Genomic DNA, 24,233 nt, shown 5'->3' on the forward strand with positions numbered 1-24,233 from the left:
ATCAGTCCTGATCGGCCCGATGCGGCAACAAGGAGAGGCAAGGGCACTTGTGTAGCCCTGTCCCTGTCAATGCGGTTTCCAGCGGAACATCCGGAGAGGGGATAGCGCAGAAAGGGCACGGATCTGTGCCCCAGGCCGGTTATTTCTTCCTGGCCGGTGCGCCGGTTGTAGCGGCCTTCCCCGTAGTTGCCGGGGACACGGCCACCACAGGAGAGATCGCCTTCTTGGGTTGTTTGGGCTTCTTAGCCTCGCGATTTCCGCGCGTCGCGCTCTTTGCCAATGTGATTCTCCTGAATTGCCAGTCGCGAAAGCGACAGCCTTATCGCGCAGTCTGGGCGCTTCTGGTGTTGCTGTCGCGATTTATATTTTTGGTGCCAGTGGGGTGTTTTCAGGAGGGCGTCAATCAAACGGGGCGCGATGGGGTCGCAGGTCGTGCGCTCCCGGTCACACCCTGACCAGCAACTTCCCAAGGTTCTTCCCTTCGAACAGGCTGTTCAGCGCGTTCGGCAACGCATCAAAACCATCCACGTAGGTTTCCTGATAAACGATCTCCCCGCTCTTCACCCACGGCGCGACCGTCTGCAGCATTTCGTCCATCCGGTGCGTGAAGTCGCGGGCCAGAATGCCCTGGATCGTCGCGCGCTGAAACAGCATGTGCTGCAGGAATCGTGGCGCGAGATCGGGCGTGTCGAGACCGCCGTCGTATTGCGCGATCGCGCCGCAGATCACGATGCGCGCACGGCGCTTGATGAGCGGTATCACTGCGTCGGTGATCATGCCGCCTACATTGTCGAAGTAGACGTCGACACCGCCGGTAGCGGCTTGCAACGCTGACTGCAAACCTTCGAGCGTGGGATGCGCGCGGTAATCGACCGCACCGTCCAGTTTCAACGTGTCGGTCAGAAACGCGCATTTTTGCGCGCCACCCGCAATGCCGATGACACGGCAACCGGCACGCTTGCCGAACTGCGCGACCAGCGAGCCGACCGCGCCCGCCGCACCCGACACGACCAATGTGTCACCCGGACGCGGCTTGCCCGCTTCCATCAAACCGAACCACGCAGTACGTCCCGGCATACCGAGTACGCCAAGCGCGGTCGAAACCGGCGCTTCGTCGGGATTCAGCCGGGTTAGCTCGCTGTGATGGCACCTCGCGTACAACTGCCAGCCGCTATACGCCGACACCCAGTCGCCCTGCTTGAAGAGCGGACTGGCCGACGCAACCACTTCGCCGACCACACCCGCACGCTGCACGATGCCGAGTGGATGCGGCACATCGTAGGTATTGCGCTCGTGCTGCTGAATCCGGATGTACGGATCCACGCTGACAATACGCGCGCGGATCAGCACCTCGTTCGACGACAAACTCGCGTCGATCTCGCTCTCGCGTAGTTCGTAATGCGCGTCGCTGACACGTCCTTCGGGGCGTTTGACGTAAAACCACTGACGATTCTGGTAACTCATAGGAAACTCGCTGCTGTCGTAGACGGTGCGCGATTTTACCAGTGACGTGCATGTGAGCTGAGTTGAATCCCGATAGTTGAACCAGGGCCTGCACGGCCCCGGTAAATCATGCGTTTACTCGAACCGGCATGCCGAGCGCGGCAAAGCCGCGAGCGTGTCACTCGACAACTTCAGGATGCCGTCGAAATTGGCCTTGTTATCCGCGGGACAGAAGTCCGTCAGTTTCATGTGATCCGGCCGCGTGTACTCGACGTTGAACACAGCCTTGTTCAGCGCGATGAAGCTGGCATAGCCGCCGCACACATGGTCATGGTTGCATTGCTCGCTGAGTGCCCAGTCGGCCACTGTCGCCATCGCGGTGGCGATCTTCGGCCCGTTCTTCAAGCCCATCGACATACCGCGATCGTGCGCGGCACTGATTAGTGCTGCGTTGTAGTGGAGTTGATCATCGAGTGTGATCGGGAAACTCGTGTCCTCGGCGTACGAGTCGTCAAGATCGGGTTCCACGCCATCGCAGCCCTTGGCCTTCGCCCGATCGAGACGCGCCAGCATGATCGGCATCAGGATCGCTGTCTGGCGAATGTCGAGCCAGCGCTCGGTGTCTTTGTAGCCGTCGATAGGATTACCGAGCACGCTGGGCGGAAACTTGTCGTGATCGTCACGGTAGCTTTCCCAGCCACCGACCTCCATATAGCAGACGACATAAATACCCTTTGCCTTCAGCCGCGCGATGGTCTGTGCATCGGTTTGCTCCATGTCGACGTCATACATCTTGCGCGCATTTTTTACGCCATCGAGGATGGTCTCGTTGATCGTGTTGCCATCGAGTTGCCACTGCCAGCTCGTGCCGGGAACCAGCGGCTTCCAGCTCGCGTTTTGCTGCGGGGACTGAGTGAGCGCCTTGGCAGATGTGCCCAGAGCGTCCGAGCCTGAGCCTCCTCCACATGCGGCGAGCATAAGAGCCAATACGCACGAACACAGCAATTTTCCGTACATGACAGATCCCTTCTTTTAGGTGGTTTATCGGTGTGAATCTGGAATGCAATAGGTGCAGGAAAATTGTAGCGACGGCTCGCGGCGCCACTGTCCTGTTTTGTCGATTTTTGTCTGAGACAGTAAGCACTGTCCTTGCTATTCCACCATCTCGGCATGTAGTTGCAATATAAAACTTACTCTGCTATAAAACGTACCAGTTGCAATATGCAACATGAATCTCCAGGCAGGTTTGGCTACTTGTTCGAGTAAGGACACTTCATGACGCGATCCGACGATACGTTTGACGGCACGTTTCCCTACGAGCCGCGGTTTACCGACGCACCTGGTTTCCGCATGCATTACGTCGACGAAGGTCCCGTCGACGGACAGATCGTGCTGTGTCTTCATGGCGAACCGACATGGGGTTATCTGTACAGAGATCTGATTGCCACGCTCAGGGGCAACTATCGCGTCATCGCGCCCGATCACATGGGCTTTGGCAAGAGCGAGACGCCACAGGATCGCAGCTACTGGCTGCAGGATCACATCGACAATCTCGAGCGTTTCGTGCTGGCGTTGGATCTGCGTGCGATCACGCTGGTCCTGCATGATTTCGGTGGACCAGTGGGGATGGGTCTGGCGGCGCGACATCCGGATCGCATCCGGCGCATCATCAGCACCAACGGGCCCACGCCGTTTGGGCAAGCCACGCTGATCGACCGCCTGAACGCGAATGCGGAAATCTCGCCGTGGTTTAGATGGATCCTGAACGCGGAGCCTGAAGGGCGTCTCGAAGCGGTGCTTGGCGAACTCGGCTTCAACATTCTGAGTACGTTAAAGATCAACGGCTTCGAGAAGCATGCGCTGATCAACGACACCTGGTTACGCGCTTACGGCTCGCGCTTCGCGACACCCGCGGACTGCGCTGGTGTGATCGGTTGGGCCAAAGGCTTTGCCATTGGCGCACACCGTTTCGAAACGCCCGACGCGACCGCTTTGCGCACGATTCAATCTAGGCCTGCGCTGGCGATCTGGGGGATGGCCGATCGCACGCTGCATGCGGAGCACTTTCTTCCGCTATTTAGCGAGGTGTTTCCGCGAGCCGAGATACACAGGTTGGCTGGAGTGGGCCATTACTGCCATGACGATGCGCCAGCAGCAATCGCTGCGCACATCACACGCTTCCTGCAGCAGACGTGATAGCGACGCGTCTGCCGATCCACGTTGTGTTGTATTGTCCTCCCCCGACATCGCCTGTCGCACCGCAATACTTCGTTTCCGCCCATAGCCCGCACCACCGGATTGCCGCATTGATTGCAGAACGCTGCGGCAATCTCCCCATCACACCATCGAAGAGACCGGTAGGTCGCATTCCATCAAGACGATGGCGGATTTACGCTGCACGACATTCAACCAGCATCTAAAACTTAACTGTCATACAGAGTGTGGATACTTGTGCGATCGGTTTAGCACACGGGCGTCCCTGCTTGATCTGCCTTTCTGCTTCCGAAAAATTCATCAGAACCCGCGGCGCGTATTTTCCGGACGGCCAGGCGGGTCTTCGAGTTTGACCTCACAGGGAGGAGCATGACAACAAATAGCAAAACAACAGCGTGCCTGATCGCAGCCGTGCTATGCGGCTCGCTTGGTGCATGCGGCGGCGGTGACTCGCATATAGCGGCGGTTAGCAACTCGACGTCGTCCTCAGCCTCGTCATCGGGCAGTAACGGCGCCTCTCCTCCAGTATCGCCAACCTCTGGCAATACAGCGGCAACTCAGCCGACGGCTGCGGCCGGCACCGGCACCTCTACTGCGTCGGCCCCCGTCTGGCACTGCGCAGCAGCCTCCTGTTCATAACGACAACGCCGTATCGCCCGGTGTGCTGTCCGTGTGCTTTAAGCCCACGCACGCGTTTTGATCAAGTTCGTGTGTCCGGATTCCGATCCGCACTAAAGAGAGATCATGCTAAAAAAAACCTCGTCCCGACGTCAGTTTCTGCTCGATGCCCTCAAGCTTGCAGGCGCATCGGCCACGGCCACCGTGTTGCCGGAAAGCATTCTTAGAGCGCAATCGATACCCGCCGCCGGTCCCACCGGCACGATCCAGGACGTCAAGCACGTCGTGATCCTGATGCAGGAAAACCGCTCGTTCGATCATTACCTCGGTAACGTGCCGGGCGTTCGCGGTTTCGGCGATCCTCGCCCGGTTGTGTTGCCGAGCGGTTATCCCGCCTGGTATCAAACGTCGTCGTCATCGTATGTGTTGCCGTTCAGACCCGGATCATCGTCGAGTACATCGAACGCCGATATCTATTACGCGGATCTCGCTCACGACTGGACCTCGACGCACAGTGCATGGAACAAAGGGTGGTACGACAGCTGGGTCAGTGCAAAGGGCTCGTCGACGATGGCCTACTTCACGAACCAGGACATCCCGTACTACCACGCGCTCGCGCAAACCTTCACGGTATGCGACAGCTACCATTGCTCGATGCTCGGGCCGACCGATCCTAACCGGATCTATCTCTGGACCGGTTGCTGCGGCAACGTCTCAGGTTCGTCGCCTCACACCGATAACAGCACCTCTGGATACAACTGGAAGACGCTGCCTGAGCGCCTCAACAAGGCCGGCATCAGCTGGAAGGTCTATCAGGACAAGGGTCAGGGGCTCGGTGCAAACAGTGGTGTCGGCGAGTATGCGACGGGGACGTCGAGTGACCTGTGGTGGAACGGTAATTACGGCGACAACGCGTTGCTGAACTTCACGCAGTATCAGAGTCTCGGCGCAACCGATCCGCTCTCTCCCGCGTTCAACGGCACACAGATCGATCCGACAGGACAAGGCAAAGAATACGATGTCGGGCTCTTCACGCAACTGCAGAACGACGTAGCCAACAACACGCTGCCACAGGTCTCGTGGATCGTTGCGCCATATGCCTATTGCGAACATCCGTCGTGGGCCGCAAGCGGCGGCGAGTGGTACGTCAACAACGTGCTGAATGCACTGACGTCGAATCCCGCGGTGTGGGCGAGTACCGTTTTCCTGATCACCTACGACGAAAACGACGGGTTGTTCGATCACGTTCCGCCGCCGGTGCCGCCTGCGTCGACGAACGGAAAATCCAACGTCAGTACGGCTGCAGAGTTCTATAGCAGCAGCGGAACTGCATCGGACGGCTCGCTGTCAGGCGATCAGCCGTTTGGTCTCGGACCGCGTGTTCCGATGATCGTCGTGTCGCCGTGGTCGAAGGGCGGCAACGTCAATTCGGAGGTGCTCGACCATACCTCCATCATCCGTTTCATCGAAGCGCGATTCAGTACCGCAACGTCCCCGCTGCAAGAGACGAACATCACGCCATGGCGTCGCGCCGTCTGCGGCGACCTGACATCGGCGTTCAATTTTGCTGCCGCGGATTCGTCGGCGTTATCGATTGCCGCTGCCGCCAGCAATATGAATCCGAGCGGGCCGGTGGTAGGTGCGTACCCACCCAGCACGCAGACGATGCCGGTTCAACCGGTCAACCGGCGTCCTGCGTGTCGGTTGCCTTATGAGTTCTTCGTGGCGGGTCAGGTGAACAGAACGGCGAAAGGGTTGTCGCTGACGTTCACCAACACGGGAACAGCGGGGACGAGTCTGCAGGTCAGAGCGGGGAACGCAACGACTGCGCCCAGGCCGTACACGATTGCGGCGTCGGCGAGCCGGTGTGCGGCTCTCCAGGACACGTTGCCGTTGAACGCTGACGGTAGCTACGACTTTTCGGTCTCGGGGCCTAACGGTTTTCTGCAGGAATTTCGCGGCAGTATCGGTTCGTCGGGAACATCGGGGTCGCTTGTCGAAATCACGTTGTGCTACGACGTCCAGAACGGCAACGTTCGTATCACGCTTGACAACACCCGAGGCAGTCAAGCGGCTACGTTTCAGCTCACCGATAACGCGTACGGAAAGAATGCCTACACCGCGACTACCGTCGCCGCGGGCGCAACCAGCGACGTAACGTGGCTAGGCGACGCAGGCTGGTACGACGCGAGTATTCGTGTCCCCGACGATGCAAACTTTTTCCGCCGTGTCGCGGGCTGCGTGCAGCAGCAGTCGGGAACGCTGTATACGGATTCGGCTATCGGGAACACCACCCAGTTCGTCCCAGCACTTGTCATGCAAGGTTCGACCTATGCCACGCTCCGTTTCGACTACGTCGCGCCGCCATGGCTGCATAGCCCGAAGAACTGGGTAGGCGTGTACGCGAAGGGAGTAAAGCCAGGCACGTCAGCATCGCTGGCGTGGGTGTATGCGCCCAGGGGCGTTGGATCGGTGACGCTGGCGAGCCGTAGCGGCAACACTGCGCTGTCGTCCGGGCAGTATGACGTGTGGTACCTGTTCGACGATGGCTACAAGGCCCTTCTCGGCCCGATATCGCTGAGTATCTAGCGTATCGGACGGCGATCAACGGGAATGGCTGGCTGCTGCTTCCGTTACCGAAACACAACTGCCGCGCAAAACTGATGTTCCATCGAGTGCCGTTCTTGCCGACGATCGCCAGCGATATAGTGGCTCGTCGGTAAGCGGCCTCTCTCATACAGTCTCGCACGACCTGTTGCGCGATGCCGCCTGACCGGACCCATCCCTCATCCACACGGCAGGCACATCATGAAACGTCTATTCGCGTTGTACTCACTCGCCATCCTCGCAGCATTTAGCGCGTCCGCGCACGCTGAAGCTCCGCCGCCCGCGGGCTATCACTACGTGCTGCCGCTGTCGCTTGCGGTCGAAGCGGCGCAAGAGGCCGTCCGCGTATGCGAGGCAAAAAATTATCGGGTGACGGCAACGGTGCTCGATATGGATGGCATTCCGCAGGTTGTACTGCGCGGCGATGGAAGTACCGTGCACACCGGCGAATCGAGCCTGCGCAAGGCGTTTACCGTGGTGACACTCGGGCCTGAATTTGGCTTCGACAAATCAAGCGGATTCTTTGAACTGGTCAAAACGAATCCGTTTGCTCCGCAACTGGCTACCGTCCATAACGTGATGGCGTTGCCGGGCGCCGTCGCCTTTAAGGCAAACGGCGAGATCGTGGGAGCGCTGGGTATCGGCGGTGCGCCTGGCGGCGACAAGGACGAAGTCTGCGCCCAGGCCGGCATCGACAAGGTCGCCAATCGCTTGCCGCATTGATTAGCTCGTCTTCGTCAAGGCAACGATGAAGTCGAGAAATACCCTTGTCTTGGCCGGTGTGTGGTGTCGCGATGGATGGTACGCATAGAACGGGAAGCGCTCATCCGGCCAGTCCGGGAACAGATTGACAAGCCGTCCCTCCCGGATCAAAGGTTCCGCTCCAAGCAGCAGCATCTGCGCGATGCCCGAGCCGGCCAGACACGCGTTGAAGAGCGCGCTCGGATCGTTCACCGTCAGCTTTCCATTCGTCTCGACAACAAGCTTTTTGCGCTTGCGATGAAACTCCCACGGGTACGGCTTTCCGGTTTCCGGGTTGCGGAACTCGATACACCGATGTTCCCCGCGCCCCAGATCCTGAGGCTCTGCTGGCCGCCCGTGACGTGCGAGGTAGGACGGTGCCGCAACGGTGACAACGGGGGTGTCCAGAAGCTTTCGCGCGATCAGACTCGATGAGCGCGGTTCGCCGAATCGCAAGGCCAGATCGAAGCCGTCCATGATGAGGTCGCCCAGTTGATCTCTCGCGATGAACTCGATTTCGAGTTCGGGATGCGCATCCATGAATTCGTCGAGCTTTGGGCCTAGCGCGATGCGCAGAAAAGCCGGATCGAGATTGATCCGCAGCTTCCCGCGTACTGTCGCGCCGCCGCCCGCCGCAGCGGTGGCGGCTTCTTCCATGCCCCTCAGGTGCGGCATGACCTGCTCGTAGAACCGTCGTCCTTCTTCAGTGAGGGAAACCGCGCGGGTCGTCCGGTTGAAGAGCCGGATGTTCAGCCGCTTTTCGAGTCGGGCGATGGCACGGCTCACCCCAGGCGGCGACATACCCATCATTTCGGAGGCGGCGGCGAACGTGCCCGCATCGACAACGGCGGCAAATACGCCGATCCCGCTAGACAGATTCTCGCTGGACGATCTCATAGGTGTTGCATCCTGGTCATTGCACCGTGCGTCACGCAGTCCACCCTACCTCATTCGTAACTGGAAGTCATTTCACAAGTGTCACTCGTGACATTTAGTTTCTCATCGCGTTTGCTCACAATGCATCCCAACGGTAGGTCGCTACCTCAACGATTCAAAGGAGCATTGCCATGAACACCCGTCTTTTCACACTGACTGTCGCAGCCGCCATCGCCCTCCCGGTCGCTGCCTACGCACAGGATTCCAGTTCGACGGTCACGCGTGCGCAGGTGCGTGCAGAACTCGTGCAACTGGAAAGCGTGGGCTACCGGCCCAGCCGCGTCAGCCCGAACTACCCCACCGATATTCAGGCAGCCGAAGCGGCTGTGGCCGCGCAGAACGGTACCGGGTCGAACGTCGGCAGCAGCGTAGGCGGCGTGCACAGCGGTTCGTCCGCGTCGGGTAATCGCGTCAATAGCGTCGTCGCGAATGCGTCGATTGGCTCGTTCTACGCGCATCACTGACTGGCACGTCGCGCCAATCATTGTCGATTTCAATTTCCGAGGAGCAGAGATGAGCGTTCAACTCACCCGCCGCGACCTGTTGAAGCGAGCGTCCGGTCTCGTGGCCGTTGCCGCAGTGGGCGGATTGACCAGCATCGAAGCCGGGGCCGCGGACGCACAGCAGGAACGCAATCGCGTTCTGGTCCGCAAGCCTGCCTTTACCGCGATAGACGTTGCGCTGCGTCAAGCCGTCGACAACGGTACCGTCGCCGGCGTGGTGGCGATGGGCGCGACGCAGCACGGGCTCGTCTACGAGGGCGCATCGGGTCATGCCAATCCCCAGACCGGTTCGGCGATGACACCCGACACCGTGTTCTGGCTGCTATCGATGACCAAGGCGATCACGGCAACCGCCTGTATGCAGCTTATCGAGCAGGGCAAGCTTCGGCTCGACCAGCCCGCCGGCGAGATTCTGCCGCAACTGAAGTCGCCGCAGGTGCTCGACGGCTTCGATGCTTCGGGACAACCGAAGCTGCGTCCTGCACGCAACACGATTACCGTGCGTCATCTGCTGACCCATACGTCCGGCTTCACCTACAGCATCTGGAGTGAAAACATGAGCCGGTACGAAAAGGTGACCGGCATGCCGGATATCGGCTACTCGATGAACGGCGCGTTCAACGCACCGCTCGAGTTCGAACCTGGCGAAAGCTGGCAGTACGGCATCAGCATGGACTGGGTGGGCAAGCTCGTCGAGGCGGTCACCGATCAATCGCTGGAGGTCTACTTCCGCGAGCACCTCTTTGCACCGCTCGGCATGAGCAATTCGGGCTTTCTGATCAGTAGCGCGCAGAAGCAGCGCGTGGCGACGATGCACAACCGGCAACCCGACGGATCGCTCAAGCCCGCTCCGTTCGAGATCAACCAGCGGCCCGAGTTTTTTATGGGCGGCGGCGGCGCATTCAGTACACCGCGCGACTACATGGCATTCCTGCAGATGCTCGTGAACGGCGGCACGTACCGCGGTGAACGGGTTCTGCGTGCCGATACCGTCGCAACGATGTTCCAGAATCAGATCGGCGATCTTCAGGTCACCGGGATGAAGACGGCACAGCCGGCGTGGTCGAACAGCTTCGATCAGTTTCCGGGGATGCCTCACAAATGGGGACTCTCCTTCGATATCAACACACAGCCGGGTCCGCATGGACGCAGCGCTGGCAGCGTCAGCTGGGCGGGACTGCTGAACAGCTACTTCTGGGTCGATCCGGCCAGGAAAGTGGCGGGCACGCTATTCACACAGATTCTGCCGTTCTACGACGCTCGTGTCGTGGAGCTGTACGGACAGTTCGAGCAAGGCTTGTATCGCGGCCTGGAGCGCGCCTGAGCGCCTGAGCATGGATCGGTGCTCATCTATCTACACAAGGAGAAACAGCAATGTATGCAATCACAGGAATTACAGGAAAGGTCGGCGGTGCGGTGGCGCGCACGTTGCTCGCAGCGGGTCAGCCGGTGCGCGCGGTGGTACGCGACGTTGCGCGGGCACGTACGTGGGCTGAGCGCGGGTGTGAAATCGTGACCGCTGAGATGGATGACGCCGCGTCGCTTACCGCCGCTTTCGAGGGCACGCAAGGCGTCTTCATTCTGCCGCCGTCCGACTTCGATCCGTTACCCGGTTTTCCGCAGGCTCGCGCGGTCATCGACGCAGTAAATACGGCGCTCGCATCGGCGCGTCCCGGCAAAGTTGTCTGCCTGTCGACGATCGGCGCACAGGCCAGCGAAGCCAATCTGCTCACGCAACGCACGTTGATGGAACAGGCGCTTCGCGATCTGCCGATACCCGTGACCTTCCTGCGTCCTGGCTGGTTCATGGAGAACGCCGCCTGGGATGTTGCGCCGGCGCGCGATCAAGGTGTGATTCAGAGCTTCCTGCAGCCGCTCGACAGGGCTGTGCCGATGGTCGCGACTGCGGATGTGGGTCGCGTGGCTGCGCAACTGCTTCAAGAAAACTGGCACGGTGTGCGTATCGTCGAACTGGAAGGCCCGCAACGTGTGAGCCCTAACGATCTGGCCGAAGCGTTTGCCCAGGTGCTCGGTCGTCCGGTTCATGCGGAAGGGGTGCCGCGCGAAACGTGGGACGCGCTGTTTCGCTCGCAGGGTATGAAAGAACCGTTGCCGCGGATGCGCATGCTTGACGGGTTCAATGAAGGGTTCATCGATTTTGAGGGCGAGGAAGGCGGGATTGTCAGGGGTGAAGTGGGGCTGGAAGCGGTTTTGCGGGGGCTTGTTTCGCAGGCGGGCTGACGCTCGCGAGAAGTCGGTCATGCTTGCTGCTGCGCTCGTTTCCGTGTTCGCTATCTACAGCACCCGCGCTGAGACTGGATCGGTGGGCATGGCACTGAACCGAAGGAGCAGAACACGCAGCAATCGCCTGACTTTGGGCGCAACAGTGCCTTGCAGTTCGAACACTCGTAGTAGAACTGGCATGCATCCGTGGACATGGTTTCTTGCTTCGCAAAACCGCAGTGCGGGCAGGTCAGGATGGATTCGAGAATGGCTGTACTCATCGGGGCTTCACTCCTGCAACCTGCCGGTTGCATCAAAGGCTCTCGGCTCGACAGGATCACTTGCGCAAGAACCCAGCGCCCTTTGCCACCAACCGACATCGCGCCATTCGCCGAGCTTGAATCCAACCTTTTGATAGACGCCGATGTGCCTGAATCCAACCGCTTCATGCAGCGCAACGCTCGCTGGATTCGGTAGCGTAATGCCCGCGAACGCCTGCGCATAACCGAGCTTCGTCAGTTCTCCAAGCAACGCGTCATACAGGCCGCGCCCGATGCCTCGCCCTCGACTGGCCGCATGCACATACACGGTCGTGTCGACCGACCATTGATAAGCCGGCCGCTCGCGATGCGCGCCCGCATAGGCGTATCCACTCACCAGACCCGCGTCGTCGAGACTGACTAGCCACGGAAACCGTCGTAGCGTCGCAACCAATCGCCGGTGCATCTCGTCTGCTGTCGGTGGTTCGAGTTCGAAAGAGATAGCCGTGTCGGTGACTACCGGCGAGTAAATCGCGGCGATGGCTTCCGCGTCGTCGGGCGTCGCGATACGCAGTTGCATGGCAACCTCCGCGTCTGATGCGTGGACAGGAATCGATTCTGTAGCGCCGATTATCAGCTGGACATCGTATGTTTTGTCCCGCCAATCCTCTCTCTGCGCAACAGGGCTAACACGCTGCCGCTCATGCGTGTTTCACACGTCATTTCAATAATACTTGAAATATAGAAATGAATACTCTATTGTTCGGGGCATGGACTCGAACCTCGTTGTACGCGCTCTAAGCGCGCTCGCCCATGAATCGCGCCTTGCGATCTTTCGTCTGCTGGTGGTAGCCGGTCCGGACGGTATGGCTGCCGGCGAAATCGCGCAGCAGCTCGGGCTTTCTCCTTCCAGTCTTTCGTTTCACCTGAAGGATCTGTCACACGCAGACCTGGTGAAACCGCGACAGGACGGACGTTTCATCATCTACACCGCGAACTTCGACGCCATGACGGGCCTGATTGGCTTCCTCACGGAGAACTGCTGCGCGGGCGCGACCTGTACCGCAAGCGATCTCCCGAACTGCTGCGGAGACACACCATGAAGCGTATGCACATCCATGTCGCAGTCGAGAACCTGAGCGACAGCATCCGGTTTTACAGCGCCCTGTTCGGTAATGCGGCGCCGACCGTTCGTAAAGACGATTACTGCAAGTGGGAGCTGATCGATCCCGCAGTGAACTTCGCGATTTCGCAGCGTGGCGCGAAACCCGGTGTCGATCACGTCGGCATTCAGGTTGAAACCGATGCGGAACTGGCTGAGATGAATGCGCGCTTTAGCGTGGCGCAACTGCCTGTAGAGGCACAGATCGGGACAACCTGTTGCTATGCCAGGTCGGACAAGGCCTGGACGGTCGATCCGCAGGGCGTTGCATGGGAAACGTTCAGAACCCTTGAAGCCGCACCGGTCTACGGTCACTCGCGCGAACAGCCAGAAGCGCACGCGCAATCGTCGACTGCATGTTGTACGTCGGCTCACCCATCGTGACACTTCGGAGCCACACGTGAGCGATAGACCTTATTCGATCCTCATCCTTTGCACCGGTAACAGCTCGCGCAGCATCATGGCTGAAGCGCTGTTCAATGTGCTCGGAAAGGGCAGGTTTCGCGCGTATAGCGCGGGCAGTCACCCATCGGGTGCGGTCAACCCGTTCGCGATCGAACGGTGCGAATCGTTTGGCTATGACACGTCGCAGTTACGTAGCAAGAGCTGGGACGAATTCGCGACACCCGACGCGCCGCACATGGACTTCGTAATCACGGTCTGCGATGACGCGGCGGGTGAAGTTTGCCCGATCTGGCCCGGCCACCCGCTAACGGCGCATTGGGGCTTCGAAGACCCGGCCGCCTTCGAAGGTAGCGATGAAGACAAGCGCAAAGTATTCAGCAAGGTGTATCGGCAGATCATGAGCCGCGTGAGTCAGTTCGTGAGCCTGCCGCTGCACGTGCTGGATCACAACGCGATTCAGCAAGAGATGCACGCTATTGGCAGCAGGCCGGCAGAGGAATCAGATGAGCAGCACTGATACGGCGATTGGGCGTACGCGACCGGCGATCGGATTCTTCGAGCGTTATCTGACGGTCTGGGTTGCTCTCTGCATCGTGGGTGGTATCGCGGCCGGGCAGGTGCTGCCTCAGGTGTTTCAGGCAATCGGACGTATGGAAGTGGCGCAGGTCAATCTCCCGGTTGGCGTACTGATCTGGGTGATGATCATTCCAATGCTGGTCAAGATCGACTTCGCCGCGATGACGCAGGTCAAGAGTCAGTGGCGCGGCATCGGCGTTACGCTGTTCGTGAACTGGTTCGTCAAGCCGTTTTCGATGGCATTGCTTGGCTGGATTTTCATTCGCCATGTGTTTGCGTCGTGGCTCCCTGCTGAACAGCTCGACAGCTATATCGCCGGGTTGATCCTGCTGGCTGCGGCCCCCTGCACGGCGATGGTGTTCGTGTGGTCGCAACTCTGCAAAGGCGATCCGTATTTCACGCTCTCGCAGGTCGCGCTGAACGACTCCATCATGATCGTGGCCTTTGCGCCGCTGGTCGCGCTTCTGCTCGGCCTCTCGGCGATTGCTGTGCCGTGGGACACGTTGATCATCTCGGTTGGGCTGTACATCGTCATTCCCGTCGTCCTCGCCCAACTCCTGCGCCGGTATTTGCTCGCGAAGGGCGAAGCGTATTTCCGGCACGCCGTTGCACATCTCGGCCCGTACTCAATCTGCGCATTGCTCGCGACGCTCGTGCTGCTCTTCGCTTTCCAGGGACAGGCGATCGTCAAGGAACCGCTGGTTATCGCCATGCTCGCGGTGCCGATCCTGATCCAGGTGTTCTTTAATTCGGGCCTCGCTTACCTGTTGAACCGCAGGCTCGGTGTCGCGCATTGTGTCGCCGGACCGTCCAGTCTTATCGGTGCGAGCAATTTCTTCGAGCTGGCGGTTGCGACCGCAATCAGTCTGTTCGGTTTTCATTCCGGTGCCGCGTTAGCTACGGTAGTCGGCGTGTTGATCGAAGTGCCGGTGATGTTGCTCGTCGTTGGCGTCGTCAATCGTTCGCAGCATTGGTACGAGGCGCAACACAGTATCAAGGGACAAGCGTGATGAGCGTCATCGACAGCGTAGGGCGGAGGGTTTGGAAATGACGCAGGATCTTCCTAACATCAGCGCTCCGCATCTTGATACACCGGACCTGCATAAACTCGAACCCGTCACCGTTTCGCAACACGCTCCGCGGATTCTTCTGCTCTACGGCTCGTTGCGCCCCACGTCATACAGTCAGCTGCTCACGCTGGAAGCCGAACGCATCCTGCGCCATTTCGGCGCGGAAACGCGAGTCTTCGATCCACATGGTTTGCCGCTCGCGGATAGCGTGTCCCCCGATCATCCGAAGGTGATCGAGCTGCGCAAACTCTCGGAGTGGTCGGAAGGGCATGTATGGTGCAGCCCGGAGCGCCACGGCACTTTGACGGCTGTATTCAAGAATCAGATCGACTGGCTACCGCTTGAGAGTGGTGGCGTTCGTCCGACGCAAGGCCGCACACTTGCAGTGATGCAGGTATGTGGCGGCTCGCAATCGTTCAATGCCGTGAATGCGCTGCGTGTGCTCGGCCGCTGGATGCGCATGGTGACCATCCCGAACCAGTCCTCGGTAGCGAAAGCGTGGACGGAATTTGACGCGGACGGGCGGATGAAACCCTCGGCCTATTACGATCGCGTCGTCGACGTCATGGAAGAACTGTACAAGTTCACGCTACTGGTACGTGATCGTTCGGATTACCTCACCGATCGCTACAGTGAACGGAAAGAAGCACACCCCGAGCTAGCAACGACACTCGCGGCCGCTGCCATGAGTCAGGAAGTGCTCACCGCCAATGCAGACACTGACGACAGCGAAACGGAGTGACGGCAACAGATGCTGCGGCAGCAAGGTCGCGGGGAAGCCCACAGTTAAGCGAGCCACTCGCCGACCGCGTAGCAGTTCGCCTCGATAAATAGTTTTAGGCCTCAGCAATCGCAGCAATCGATATCTTGAGCCCCGGTATACGCGCTGGCAATTTCGCGCCCTGACGAGCTGGCGGATCGACAGGAAACCACTTAAGCCACTCCTCATTCATACCAGCGAAGTCGTCTTCGTCAGCCAGCACAACAGTGGCGCTTACGATCTTGCTCAAGGAGCTGCCTGCTTCCTCCAGGATCGCCTGTATGTTGACCATGCACTGCCGGGTTTGCTCCTGAATCGTTGTGCCCTTGATCGCACCTGTCGCCGGATCAACGGGTGCTGTGCCGGAGACAAAGATCAGGCCGGCGGCTTTGACTGCCTGGCTATAGGTTGGCGGCGGCCTGGCCGCTTTTGGCGTGAACACAATCTGACGGGGCATTTCGCTCTCCTTCGTGGAAGACTGTCTCCCAAGACTAACGATGGAGTCGAGCGGCGGCAATTGCTATCGCGCAGAGTGGGCGCGATAGCGCACCTAGCAAATCTTCTTATAAACCGTGCCCAGGTCTGTTTGCGGCTCGATGGAATGCCAGGCATCCGCTTCCGGATGTACGGCCGCAATTTTTTCGTCGTCGGTCAGGTATTTGACGTTTTTCGCCGTCCAGAGACTGCGTCTGCAATCCATCACGTAATCCGTGACTGCAATGGCGATGGGCGCAGTCACTCCGGGAGGTTCATAGGCACGGGAGGAGTACTGTTTAAGGTCGAATTCAAGCTTTCCCTCAGCCAGCGACTTCACACTCGCCGTGTCGAGGAACAGCTCCTTGTTATCCGTGTAAACCACGGAAACCCATTGTTCTGCCCATGCGACATTGGCGACGACCAGAAGGCTCAGCACAAGTACGCGCAACACATCCATTCTCCTGCCAGCGACAACATCGGTTTTTCCATGACTACAGGTGGTGGAAAGCGATTTCCCCGCTGTCGTCTTGCGTAGTGATCTGATGATGGATTTCATAGTCGGGTTCCTCGGCTACGAACGACGAACTGGCAGGACGCTGGGCTTGCTCATGGATAGCAGCTCCAGGGCCTCTGTTAATGCACGTTGAACGTCGGGGTCTGCGGAATGCCGGATCTGGGGCGACACGGCAAGCAGATGCGCCAGATTGGCGCGCATGCGCAACTGAAGACTATGCATCGAGTCAACCTTCACGCCTAACTCACGCAGCCTGCGAAGTGCATTGCTGCGTCCGGTCGACGTACCGTGTTCAATCGCCGAAATGAGGATCAGCATCAATGTGCTCCAGCGAGTGGTTAGATCGATCACCTGTTCATCCTTCACCTGCGCTTCGAAGAGCGGATCACCTGAGCGGGTTGCGTCTCGATTGTGGGTAGCCATGTCAGCCTCTCGTTTCGAGGAATCGATCACCGTCGCCGTCTGTCTGGTGCGCTCCGACACCGTCGTTGTGTCCATCAGGTTGAGCATGTCATTTCCCCGGCGTAGCAAAAATCTGCATGGCGGCTTCCATTGCGGCGGTACAGTCGCGCGCTTCCGGTGTATCGGCAAGCGTGCGGATACCGCGACCTGTGCAATCGTCTTCGCGCGTCCTCAATTCCTGGCGATGCGAAAGATAGTAAGCAACCGTTTTCGGCCCGATGCCTGCGACCATGAACTGCGAAGGCGCAAGCCTCGCCGGAGGTGGCTGCTTCGCTAGCATCACCAGCACAGCACACGCGGCCACCATCGCAACGAGGGCTAGCATCATGAGACTTTTGCCTTCATAGAACCGCATGCCTGGTTCCAGTATCGAATCGGTGCGATCAATTAAGGAATTCGGATCCGTTGCCGCAAATTTCTACCGCACCCCTTCACATCGATACCCGGTGATCACCGCCCCGTCTCCGATGTTGGTTGTATCGACACGGCACGGACGCCCACCAAACTCAACCCGGAAATGTCGGTCAACAGGACGATTCCCCGCTTCTCCCGTGGCGAGAGAGACGAGTGCCACGCCTAGAAAAAAGAGAATTGCAGGCGACAAACGCCACGCCATCCCTCTCGTCATTCGTCACACCCCAATCGGCTTTCCAGTACGCCGCGGTCTATATACCGACTCCCGGTTTCAGGCCGGGAAGCATGTTGCAGTAACGTTGGCGAAGTCACCGTTACCCCTTCTGAACGCAACGCAGCGCGTATTTCCTGCGCGAATGTCAGCGCATGCTCGCCGTCACCATGCAGGCAAACCGTATCTGGCCGGACACTGACGTAGCCGCCGCTGACAGATTTCACGTGTTGATGTCGAACCATTTCGAGGACCTGCTGGAGCGCATCCGCATCAGCCTCGATCAAGGCGCCGGGTTCATTGCGGGGAACGAGTTTGCCCTCTGCCGTATAACCCCGGTCAGCGAAGACTTCGTCGAATGCCGTCAAGCCAGCGCGCCGCGCTGCGTCGACCAGTTGTCCTTCCGCGAGACCGAAAACAGCCATCGATGAATCATGGTCGCGCACCGCTCGCACAATGGCGTCGGCCACGTTTTCGTCCCGCTCGGCCTCGTTGTACAGGGCGCCATGGGGCTTGACGTGCGACACGTGACCGCCGAGCCCCTTCACGATCGCCGCCAGCGCGCCGATCTGGTACAGGACGCCCGTGTAGATCTCGTCGGTGGTGACGTTCAGTACGACCCGTCCGAAATTCTCACGGTCCGAATAACTCGGGTGAGCCCCGATCGCGACGCCTCGCTTGAGCGCTGCCGCAGCGGTGCGTCGCATCGTGGCGGCATCGCCGGCATGCCAGCCGCAGGCGATGTTGACCGAGGTCGCGAACTCGAGCAGGGCGATGTCGTTGCCGAAGCCTTCGCCCATGTCGACATTCAGATCAATCGCTTTCATGCGCTGCGCTCCCAGAAAATTGCGCCGTAGCACATTCGGCATCTGCGCTCGGATGACAACGCGTTTCGTACGTCTTCATGATTTCCTTGTCTTCGGGAGAGACTCGCTCCCGCCACGATTCGATTTCGTGATCGCCTGCCGCGCGTAGCGCTGATGTCATCACCGCGTTGCCGCCGTCAGTCACCTGTATCCCCATCTGCTGCATCTGGTCGCTATTGCGCCTGATGCGCGAAGGCAGGTCTTTCCAGAGCTGGGCTTCGGTTTCGGTGGCCGCCGACAGCACGCTGCGCTGGATATCGAGCGGCAGCGCTTCGAACGCAGCCTGTCGCATCACCATGAATGACAACGGATAGGCGTATCGAATCGCCGTAAAATTCCTGAGATGCTTTGCATAGATCCGGCCTGCTTCACCGTCACCCGACGACAGCACGGCATCGACCTTGCCGTCGGCAAGCTCGCGCACGGTGTCCCGGATCGGAAGGGTCACCGCCTCACCGGAGACGGATGAAAATACGTTGCGGGAAACCTGATCGTAGGTCCTCACCCGGGCCGCGCTCAGTGCGTCGGGTGTTGCCAGCGGCGCCCGCGTCCAGATCCCGGTAGGCGGCCACGGCACGACCATCAGAAGCAGGTAGCCCGAACTCGCCAGTGCGTTTCGATATCGGGTGGCAGCGAGACGTGCCAGTTGCTGTGCATCGCCAACTGATCTGACGTCGAAGGGCAGCGTTGAGAGTTGGAATACCGGTGACGCGGGCACCAGATCGCTGGCGAACAGAACCGAAGCGATGACTGCGTCGCCACCGCGCACCGGCATATGAATATCGTCGAGGCCGGTGGCTGTATCGAATTGCGAGCGGACCTTCACGGTGCCCGCCGAGGCCTGCGTCAAGGCTCTCGCGAAGTCGTCGACGGCCTCGCCCGCGGCAGTGTCTCGCGGATACGCAGTTTCAACCGTCCACCTTAGGTCGCGCTCGGCGCCGTATCCGATACTGGAGATGGCACACAGAAACAGGACGGACAGCGCCAGCATCAGCACCGAGCACAATTCCATCCAGTGCAGCCGACTCCATCCACGTACCTGCCTCACGTCCGCTCCCTATGTCCCGTATGTCATGGAACGTAAGGCTACCGAGGTGAAAAGGTGAATGGGGATATTACTGTTTCTCTTAAGGGAAGTAGAAAACAGATGATTTTCGATCTAAAGATCGAATAACCCGGCCTCCGCCGCCATCCTCGTGCACGCCCGTATGTCGTCACGCCCCATCTTTATCTTCACGGCCTTATAGATCCGGTAGACCTGCTTCGGCGTGAGATGGAGATCAGCGGCAGCATGCGCGGCGTCGCCGCCCCGGTGGAGCCAGCGGAGCACGGCGCGCTCCGTTTCGCTCAACTGGTATTGTTGCGCGGCTGCCCGGCGGTACTGGATGGCTGGCCAGTCGAGCATCTCTTCCGCGAGGCCACGCAGTACGCGCTGGTTCTGCCAGAGGCGTTCCTCACCCTCGGGCGCCGGATCGCCTGAACTCACATGCAGCAATCCGAACAGCTCCCCATCGCGCCTGCGGGCCGGGAAAAATACATTGCTGCGAAGACCATAGAGCTGGGCTTCGCCCGCAAGCCACGCGCCATCGGACATGTTCAACTGGCGGAATCCCCGCAGAGGCGCATTGTTATCGCGCGCATATTCCATGACGGGATCTGCGGCCATTCTCCGCTCGTAGGCCTGTATCCACGCCGGAGGACAACTCGCGAGCACGACGTGCGTGTCGTACACCGGTCCGTCGCGCCTCGCATCGTCGGGAGCACGCACCCAGTGATAGACGCATGACGTGCCACCGACGCCCTCACAAACCTGGCGCATCAGACGCAGAACCTCGAGTTCGTTCTGGCAGTCGGTAACGTTGCCGGTCAGTGGGTTCGCTGCCGTCGGGTTTTGTTTTACTTCATTCAACCTGCTAACCAGCAGGCGATAGGCAGATGTCAGCGCGTCGTAGTGCGGATCGCCTTCGATGAATTCGTCCAGACGCAGACCGTCGGTCGCGTCGATCTTCTGGATTGCAAGCGACCCATCGAAGCGGACGTGACGACGCTGCAGCAGAAAGCCGCTTGCGCCGCAATCCAGCAGACTGAGCTCGATTGTTCCATCGCGAACGATAGTCTTCTGGCTCGCGAGTGAGGGCGCTACAGCCTCGAGCAGACTCCGACGAAAATCACGCGCCATCGCCCCGAGCCCCGGCCAGCGCGTTGTCGGTTCCAGCGGTGTACGGTTCAGCGAACTGGCTGCCATACGCCCAGACATCGTCGTGATGTTTGTTCAGCCAGTCGAGTGCTTCCTGGCTATCGACGCCCGCAGCAAGCACAGTCAGACCGAGCGAGGCGCACGATGTCAGGATGCCGGCCACCACCGATCCCGCAACACGGTCGACCGTTACCTGAGCCAGCAGGCCAGCACCAATCTCAACGGCGGAAACGGACAACGCCCGAATACCGGAGATCGACCAGTCGTCGCCGGTGATACCCGCCGCATACAACGTCACCCCTCGTTCTTTCAGTCGATGCAGTGTCGCGAGGGCCTGTGGATTACCGACGAGCAGGGGCGCGTCTTCAATGCCGAGCCACAATCGCTGGACATCGAAGCCGGTTGACTCAAGAACGTAGTCGATAAAGTTACCGAGGTCGCCCTGCATCACGACTGCCGCCGGAATCGACACACATACCGGCACGGACAGCGGTCCTGGCAAAACGGAGATCTGCCTGCAGGCTTCCTCGATCTGATGGGTTCCAAGACGGAACAACAGATCGTGCTGGGCCGCGAGCGGGAAGAACACATCGGGGAGACACCGGCCGACGTCCGGCCGATGCCAGATCATCGCGGCATGGTACGCAACCGCTGACCCGCGCCCGGATTCGACAACCGGGGAATACTCGATGGTCATCGTCTTCTTCTGCATCGCGCCGAGCAGCGCATGAAAATCACGCTCGTGCTGGTCCCCCTGTTCCGCCATGCTGACCGTGTACGAACGGACCTCGCTTTCAGCGGATGCAGCCGTTAGCTTCTTCGCTTCCGCCATCGCGCGATTCGCGTTGCGCCACAGCTCGGACACGCTGGACGAAACGGACGAATTGCTGGCCACGCCGATGCAGACCTTGATCACGTAGCTATGTCCGCGCAATCCGAACGCCAGACCAAACGCATCGATGATCGCTCTTGCCAGCCCAAGCGAGCGCGAAAGCGCGTTCGGGCCTTCGACCAGCATGCTGAATTCATCTCCTCCTACGCGGGCGAGGCGCACCCTGTCCGCGACCACCTCCTTGAGCCTCCCCGCGACCAGTCGCAGCAGGGCGTCACCCGCGTCCTGTCCCAGCAGATCGTTGATCCGGCCGAAATCGGACAGATCAAGCGCGAGGAGCGCTATTGAATCGGGCGGGACTGCCTCCTGGGAAAAAGCCGCTTCGATGGCCTGGCGCAGGCTTCGTCGGTTGCCGAGTTCGGTCAGTGCATCTGTCTCGGACAGATGCCTCATCTTTTCTTCGGTGGCAATCAGCGCGTTGACGTACCTCAGAAACGACGCAACTGCGAACGCGATCAACGCAAGGAACAGCGCACCGAAGACAGCATAGACAACCCGTCTTTGCCGGAACCCGTTGAACACTTCGCCCTGGGAAATCTCGACGGCCGCCACGACTGGATACCCGGGTACAGCCGCGTAGGCAAAGAAACGACTCGAATGGTCAACGGGATCCGTCAACTCACCGCTCGCGTTGTCCAGTGCGGACATATAGTCGCCAAGCGGCGGCCCGGCAGGATCGGCGGGGCCGTTCAGGGTTTGACGGGCAAGCACTTCGCCGTCGCGCCGGAACGCAAGCAACGCGCCATTCGCACCAATCAGCGCGCTACTGATAAACCCCTCCGCCAGGTACTCAGGCGATTCAGAAACGACGACGACACCGTCGAAGTGCCCGTTTCCTGAGTTCAGCCGACGGGTAAATTGAATGGTCCATTTTCCCGAAATGCGTCCTTTGACCGGCGCACCCACAAAGAACCCCGCAGTCGGACTGTTTTTCTGAACGACGAAATGAGGCCGGTCGGAAAGATAGATTGCCCCGCTTAAAGGATAGGGCCACGTCTGCGTTGACTTGCCGTCGGCGTCGACGATGGTGATCTGGGTCGCTGCGTCTGGCGTGAGGGTGGCGCCGTCCACGAGTGACTTGAGATTAAAGGTCGAAGGTGATTTCCCGTACTCATAGCTCACCACCGTGCTCAGGACATCGGCGGTTGCAAGCACCCTGGAGAGATGGGTTGCATAGGAAGTCGCAACGATACTCGCCGAACGACGAGCTGCGTCGCGCGTGTTATTCAGGTCGACGCGAATCACACCGATGAACGCCGCGCAGATCAATATCCCGAGCAGAATCCCCACGCTCAGGATTCTGAACGTGACCGATGCTCTACGCCGATCGGCACTCACCATTTCGTTATCCCCTTCTTGACTGGCGCGACACGTGACCCCGGGTGATTCATCATAGATCCGGTGTGCCTAGCAGATTTTTTTGTACACAAACGCAGGGTCTGTTCCATCTTCTATTTTTGCCCATGCCGCTTTCGCTTCAGGTGCTTTTCCGACTTCTTTGCCTTCATCCGAAAAGTACTCGGTGCTCCTCTCCATCCATCTCGCTTGATAGCAGTCCATTTCATATCGGGTATCCGCAATGGCGAGTACTTCGCTTGCGCCAGCGGGTAGATATCCCGTTTTTGCGATGTCCATACTCAGATAGGCCATATCACCGTTAGCAAGACGCTCAACGCTGTCAGTGTCCAGCCAGACCTGATGCTCCGATGTCTGACCAAGGAGTAACCAGTTCGTTGACCAGGCATTCATGCACGGGATAAACAGCGCGATGCACCCGAGCCATCGAATCATTCTCTTTGACGTCATCTGTGATGAGACTCTCTGCATGGATTGGACGCGAGTCAAATTCCCGGCTCGCATTTCGAATGTGTTTCCTTTAGTGCCGCCATGCGTCTTCGACAGGTATTCCCTCGCCGCTGAATCACTTCCGGCAGGTTCAAAAGTTTCTCACCTGTAAGGAGGTGACACACATGGATGTGGGATTTCACGCCAGCGCGAGGGCCGTACGATAACCGGATATTGTTGTCGACTCGATAGACTGGGGATACCTATCAGTCTGGATAGGTAAAACTCCGAACGCTGAAACAACAAAGCCGGCACAAGGCCGGCTTTGTTTGGGAAGCGTCTCTCTACACTTGCTGCAAAGACATACGACGCGTCTCATGCAGAACTACCAGAAATACGTTTGGTGGAGCGGATGAGGATCGAACTCACGACCTTCGCATTGCGAACGCGACGCTCTCCCAGCTGAGCTACCGCCCCAACGACGTTGCGATTCTAGCACACCGTTTTTGCGTTTTGCGACGCGCCCGACCACTGCCAGGACGGCCTTATTTGGCCGGTGCGCCGGCCAGCACCCAGTCGACAACCGTGCGGATATCCGCATCGCTCATCGACGGGTGGGAGGGCATCGGAATCACACCCCAGACGCCCGATCCACCATCTTTCACCTTGCGCGCCAGCTTCGCCCGCGCCTCGCCATCGCCCTTGTACTTCGCGGCAATCTGCTGGAACGCCGGGCCAACCAGTTTGCGATCGATTGCGTGACAACCCATGCACGCATTGCGGCTCGCAATCACCTGGCCGGCTGGTACATCGGCAGCACGAACAACCGGCACGCAGGCCACAACCAGCAGCGCCGAGCACATCCATCGAGCTAAACGCACACCGCGCATCCCGACC

At 59.4% G+C, this 24,233-nt stretch carries 26 protein-coding genes and 1 tRNA gene; 11 read left to right on the forward strand and 16 right to left on the reverse strand.

The genetic code is table 11. From position 1 onward, the window contains the following. Positions 1 to 444: 444 nt before the first annotated feature. Entirely contained in the window at positions 445 to 1,464 is a 1,020-nt protein-coding gene (locus tag BWP39_RS15635; protein WP_096721609.1) for an NADP-dependent oxidoreductase, read from the reverse strand. A gap of 114 nt (positions 1,465 to 1,578) precedes the next feature. After that, positions 1,579 to 2,460, reverse strand: a complete 882-nt coding sequence (locus tag BWP39_RS15640) for an endo alpha-1,4 polygalactosaminidase (RefSeq protein ID WP_096721611.1) — start codon at positions 2,458 to 2,460, stop codon at positions 1,579 to 1,581. Positions 2,461 to 2,718: 258 nt separating this feature from the next. Between BWP39_RS15640 and BWP39_RS15645 the strand changes: the two genes are divergently transcribed. The 3 genes from BWP39_RS15645 (at position 2,719) to BWP39_RS15655 (ending at position 7,605) form a co-directional block, all read left to right on the forward strand. Further along, positions 2,719 to 3,639, forward strand: coding sequence for an alpha/beta fold hydrolase (locus tag BWP39_RS15645; protein WP_096721613.1), 921 nt, complete (start codon positions 2,719 to 2,721; stop codon positions 3,637 to 3,639). A gap of 762 nt (positions 3,640 to 4,401) precedes the next feature. Beyond that, positions 4,402 to 6,864, forward strand: a complete 2,463-nt coding sequence (locus tag BWP39_RS15650; RefSeq protein WP_096721615.1) for a phosphocholine-specific phospholipase C — start codon at positions 4,402 to 4,404, stop codon at positions 6,862 to 6,864. A gap of 219 nt (positions 6,865 to 7,083) precedes the next feature. Next, the gene (locus BWP39_RS15655; RefSeq protein ID WP_096721617.1) at positions 7,084 to 7,605 is read left to right on the forward strand and encodes a GlcG/HbpS family heme-binding protein; all 522 of its coding nucleotides are present in this window, start codon (positions 7,084 to 7,086) and stop codon (positions 7,603 to 7,605) included. Here BWP39_RS15655 and BWP39_RS15660 read toward each other — a convergent pair whose 3' ends face one another. After that, complete coding sequence (locus tag BWP39_RS15660) at positions 7,606 to 8,520, reverse strand: LysR family transcriptional regulator (RefSeq protein ID WP_096721619.1); 915 nt, start codon at positions 8,518 to 8,520, stop codon at positions 7,606 to 7,608. A 170-nt stretch (positions 8,521 to 8,690) separates the two neighbouring features. On the opposite strand from BWP39_RS15660, the gene BWP39_RS15665 reads away from it, so the two are divergent. From BWP39_RS15665 to BWP39_RS15675, 3 genes are read left to right on the forward strand one after another with little or no spacing between them, the layout of a single operon-like run. Then, on the forward strand, positions 8,691 to 9,023 hold the full coding sequence (locus tag BWP39_RS15665; protein WP_096721621.1) for a DUF4148 domain-containing protein: 333 nt from the start codon (positions 8,691 to 8,693) through the stop codon (positions 9,021 to 9,023). A gap of 49 nt (positions 9,024 to 9,072) precedes the next feature. After that, positions 9,073 to 10,386, forward strand: coding sequence for a serine hydrolase domain-containing protein (locus tag BWP39_RS15670; protein ID WP_096721623.1), 1,314 nt, complete (start codon positions 9,073 to 9,075; stop codon positions 10,384 to 10,386). 50 nt (positions 10,387 to 10,436) lie between these two features. Next, a complete protein-coding gene (locus BWP39_RS15675) occupies positions 10,437 to 11,303 on the forward strand; it encodes an NmrA family NAD(P)-binding protein (RefSeq protein ID WP_096721625.1) in 867 nt (288 codons plus the stop codon). Positions 11,304 to 11,353: 50 nt separating this feature from the next. Here the strand turns inward: BWP39_RS15675 and BWP39_RS32340 are convergent, their stop codons facing one another. Continuing rightward, complete coding sequence (locus BWP39_RS32340) at positions 11,354 to 11,566, reverse strand: GDCCVxC domain-containing (seleno)protein (RefSeq protein WP_096721627.1); 213 nt, start codon at positions 11,564 to 11,566, stop codon at positions 11,354 to 11,356. Positions 11,567 to 11,573: 7 nt separating this feature from the next. Next, complete coding sequence (locus BWP39_RS15685) at positions 11,574 to 12,125, reverse strand: arsinothricin resistance N-acetyltransferase ArsN1 family B (RefSeq protein ID WP_096721629.1); 552 nt, start codon at positions 12,123 to 12,125, stop codon at positions 11,574 to 11,576. 190 nt (positions 12,126 to 12,315) lie between these two features. On the opposite strand from BWP39_RS15685, the gene BWP39_RS15690 reads away from it, so the two are divergent. From BWP39_RS15690 to arsH, 5 genes are read left to right on the forward strand one after another with little or no spacing between them, the layout of a single operon-like run. Further along, positions 12,316 to 12,648: an ArsR/SmtB family transcription factor gene (locus tag BWP39_RS15690; RefSeq protein ID WP_096721631.1), complete on the forward strand. Its 333-nt coding sequence runs from the start codon at positions 12,316 to 12,318 to the stop codon at positions 12,646 to 12,648. Beyond that, entirely contained in the window at positions 12,645 to 13,091 is a 447-nt protein-coding gene (locus tag BWP39_RS15695) for an ArsI/CadI family heavy metal resistance metalloenzyme (protein ID WP_096721633.1), read from the forward strand. Before BWP39_RS15690 ends, BWP39_RS15695 begins: the two co-directional genes overlap by 4 nt. A 16-nt stretch (positions 13,092 to 13,107) precedes the next feature. After that, positions 13,108 to 13,629: an arsenate reductase ArsC gene (locus tag BWP39_RS15700; protein ID WP_096721635.1), complete on the forward strand. Its 522-nt coding sequence runs from the start codon at positions 13,108 to 13,110 to the stop codon at positions 13,627 to 13,629. Next, a complete protein-coding gene (arsB, locus tag BWP39_RS15705; protein ID WP_096721637.1) occupies positions 13,616 to 14,698 on the forward strand; it encodes an ACR3 family arsenite efflux transporter in 1,083 nt (360 codons plus the stop codon). The genes BWP39_RS15700 and arsB overlap by 14 nt, the downstream gene beginning before the upstream one ends. A gap of 37 nt (positions 14,699 to 14,735) precedes the next feature. Next, positions 14,736 to 15,500, forward strand: a complete 765-nt coding sequence (gene arsH / locus BWP39_RS15710; protein WP_096721639.1) for an arsenical resistance protein ArsH — start codon at positions 14,736 to 14,738, stop codon at positions 15,498 to 15,500. Positions 15,501 to 15,594: 94 nt separating this feature from the next. On the opposite strand, the gene BWP39_RS15715 is transcribed toward arsH, so the two are convergent. The 11 genes from BWP39_RS15715 to BWP39_RS15765 all read right to left on the reverse strand — a co-directional run bounded on the left by BWP39_RS15715 (position 15,595) and on the right by BWP39_RS15765 (position 24,226). Then, complete coding sequence (locus BWP39_RS15715; protein WP_096722635.1) at positions 15,595 to 15,975, reverse strand: RidA family protein; 381 nt, start codon at positions 15,973 to 15,975, stop codon at positions 15,595 to 15,597. A gap of 93 nt (positions 15,976 to 16,068) precedes the next feature. After that, positions 16,069 to 16,551 (reverse strand): hypothetical protein, encoded by a 483-nt coding sequence (locus BWP39_RS15720; RefSeq protein WP_133116882.1) that lies wholly within the window; start codon positions 16,549 to 16,551, stop codon positions 16,069 to 16,071. Between the two features lie 15 nt (positions 16,552 to 16,566). Further along, the gene (locus BWP39_RS15725) at positions 16,567 to 17,019 is read right to left on the reverse strand and encodes a hypothetical protein (RefSeq protein WP_096721643.1); all 453 of its coding nucleotides are present in this window, start codon (positions 17,017 to 17,019) and stop codon (positions 16,567 to 16,569) included. A gap of 1 nt (position 17,020) precedes the next feature. Beyond that, positions 17,021 to 17,299, reverse strand: coding sequence for a hypothetical protein (locus tag BWP39_RS15730; RefSeq protein WP_133116883.1), 279 nt, complete (start codon positions 17,297 to 17,299; stop codon positions 17,021 to 17,023). 296 nt (positions 17,300 to 17,595) lie between these two features. After that, the gene (pxpA, locus tag BWP39_RS15735) at positions 17,596 to 18,423 is read right to left on the reverse strand and encodes a 5-oxoprolinase subunit PxpA (protein WP_096721647.1); all 828 of its coding nucleotides are present in this window, start codon (positions 18,421 to 18,423) and stop codon (positions 17,596 to 17,598) included. Then, positions 18,410 to 19,474, reverse strand: a complete 1,065-nt coding sequence (gene dctP / locus BWP39_RS15740) for a TRAP transporter substrate-binding protein DctP (protein WP_096721649.1) — start codon at positions 19,472 to 19,474, stop codon at positions 18,410 to 18,412. The genes pxpA and dctP overlap by 14 nt, the downstream gene beginning before the upstream one ends. Positions 19,475 to 19,621: 147 nt before the next feature. Then, positions 19,622 to 20,707, reverse strand: a complete 1,086-nt coding sequence (locus tag BWP39_RS15745; protein WP_207556836.1) for an autoinducer binding domain-containing protein — start codon at positions 20,705 to 20,707, stop codon at positions 19,622 to 19,624. After that, positions 20,631 to 22,841, reverse strand: coding sequence for a sensor domain-containing diguanylate cyclase (locus BWP39_RS15750; protein ID WP_207556837.1), 2,211 nt, complete (start codon positions 22,839 to 22,841; stop codon positions 20,631 to 20,633). Before BWP39_RS15750 ends, BWP39_RS15745 begins: the two co-directional genes overlap by 77 nt. Before the next feature lie 117 nt (positions 22,842 to 22,958). Beyond that, positions 22,959 to 23,357, reverse strand: coding sequence for a surface-adhesin E family protein (locus BWP39_RS15755; protein ID WP_133116885.1), 399 nt, complete (start codon positions 23,355 to 23,357; stop codon positions 22,959 to 22,961). Between the two features lie 380 nt (positions 23,358 to 23,737). Continuing rightward, positions 23,738 to 23,813: transfer RNA gene (locus BWP39_RS15760), tRNA-Ala, on the reverse strand. Positions 23,814 to 23,881: 68 nt separating this feature from the next. Further along, positions 23,882 to 24,226 carry a c-type cytochrome gene (locus BWP39_RS15765; RefSeq protein ID WP_096722639.1) on the reverse strand — a complete coding sequence of 115 codons (345 nt, stop codon included), beginning with the start codon at positions 24,224 to 24,226 and terminating at the stop codon, positions 23,882 to 23,884. Positions 24,227 to 24,233 lie beyond the last annotated feature (7 nt).

This window comes from Paraburkholderia acidicola, from assembly GCF_002362315.1.
GTDB lineage: Bacteria > Pseudomonadota > Gammaproteobacteria > Burkholderiales > Burkholderiaceae > Paraburkholderia > Paraburkholderia acidicola.

Coding starts and splice junctions, on each gene's coding strand:
- BWP39_RS15635 (WP_096721609.1), bottom strand. CDS start 1,464: ATGAGTTACCAGAATCGTCAGTGGTTTTACGTCAAACGCCCCGAAGGA.
- BWP39_RS15640 (WP_096721611.1), bottom strand. CDS start 2,460: ATGTACGGAAAATTGCTGTGTTCGTGCGTATTGGCTCTTATGCTCGCC.
- BWP39_RS15645 (WP_096721613.1), top strand. CDS start 2,719: ATGACGCGATCCGACGATACGTTTGACGGCACGTTTCCCTACGAGCCG.
- BWP39_RS15650 (WP_096721615.1), top strand. CDS start 4,402: ATGCTAAAAAAAACCTCGTCCCGACGTCAGTTTCTGCTCGATGCCCTC.
- BWP39_RS15655 (WP_096721617.1), top strand. CDS start 7,084: ATGAAACGTCTATTCGCGTTGTACTCACTCGCCATCCTCGCAGCATTT.
- BWP39_RS15660 (WP_096721619.1), bottom strand. CDS start 8,520: ATGAGATCGTCCAGCGAGAATCTGTCTAGCGGGATCGGCGTATTTGCC.
- BWP39_RS15665 (WP_096721621.1), top strand. CDS start 8,691: ATGAACACCCGTCTTTTCACACTGACTGTCGCAGCCGCCATCGCCCTC.
- BWP39_RS15670 (WP_096721623.1), top strand. CDS start 9,073: ATGAGCGTTCAACTCACCCGCCGCGACCTGTTGAAGCGAGCGTCCGGT.
- BWP39_RS15675 (WP_096721625.1), top strand. CDS start 10,437: ATGTATGCAATCACAGGAATTACAGGAAAGGTCGGCGGTGCGGTGGCG.
- BWP39_RS32340 (WP_096721627.1), bottom strand. CDS start 11,566: ATGAGTACAGCCATTCTCGAATCCATCCTGACCTGCCCGCACTGCGGT.
- BWP39_RS15685 (WP_096721629.1), bottom strand. CDS start 12,125: ATGCAACTGCGTATCGCGACGCCCGACGACGCGGAAGCCATCGCCGCG.
- BWP39_RS15690 (WP_096721631.1), top strand. CDS start 12,316: ATGGACTCGAACCTCGTTGTACGCGCTCTAAGCGCGCTCGCCCATGAA.
- BWP39_RS15695 (WP_096721633.1), top strand. CDS start 12,645: ATGAAGCGTATGCACATCCATGTCGCAGTCGAGAACCTGAGCGACAGC.
- arsB (WP_096721637.1), top strand. CDS start 13,616: ATGAGCAGCACTGATACGGCGATTGGGCGTACGCGACCGGCGATCGGA.
- arsH (WP_096721639.1), top strand. CDS start 14,736: ATGACGCAGGATCTTCCTAACATCAGCGCTCCGCATCTTGATACACCG.
- BWP39_RS15715 (WP_096722635.1), bottom strand. CDS start 15,975: ATGCCCCGTCAGATTGTGTTCACGCCAAAAGCGGCCAGGCCGCCGCCA.
- BWP39_RS15720 (WP_133116882.1), bottom strand. CDS start 16,551: ATGAAATCCATCATCAGATCACTACGCAAGACGACAGCGGGGAAATCG.
- BWP39_RS15725 (WP_096721643.1), bottom strand. CDS start 17,019: ATGCTCAACCTGATGGACACAACGACGGTGTCGGAGCGCACCAGACAG.
- BWP39_RS15730 (WP_133116883.1), bottom strand. CDS start 17,299: ATGATGCTAGCCCTCGTTGCGATGGTGGCCGCGTGTGCTGTGCTGGTG.
- pxpA (WP_096721647.1), bottom strand. CDS start 18,423: ATGAAAGCGATTGATCTGAATGTCGACATGGGCGAAGGCTTCGGCAAC.
- dctP (WP_096721649.1), bottom strand. CDS start 19,474: ATGGAATTGTGCTCGGTGCTGATGCTGGCGCTGTCCGTCCTGTTTCTG.
- BWP39_RS15745 (WP_207556836.1), bottom strand. CDS start 20,707: ATGGCAGCCAGTTCGCTGAACCGTACACCGCTGGAACCGACAACGCGC.
- BWP39_RS15755 (WP_133116885.1), bottom strand. CDS start 23,357: ATGACGTCAAAGAGAATGATTCGATGGCTCGGGTGCATCGCGCTGTTT.
- BWP39_RS15765 (WP_096722639.1), bottom strand. CDS start 24,226: ATGCGCGGTGTGCGTTTAGCTCGATGGATGTGCTCGGCGCTGCTGGTT.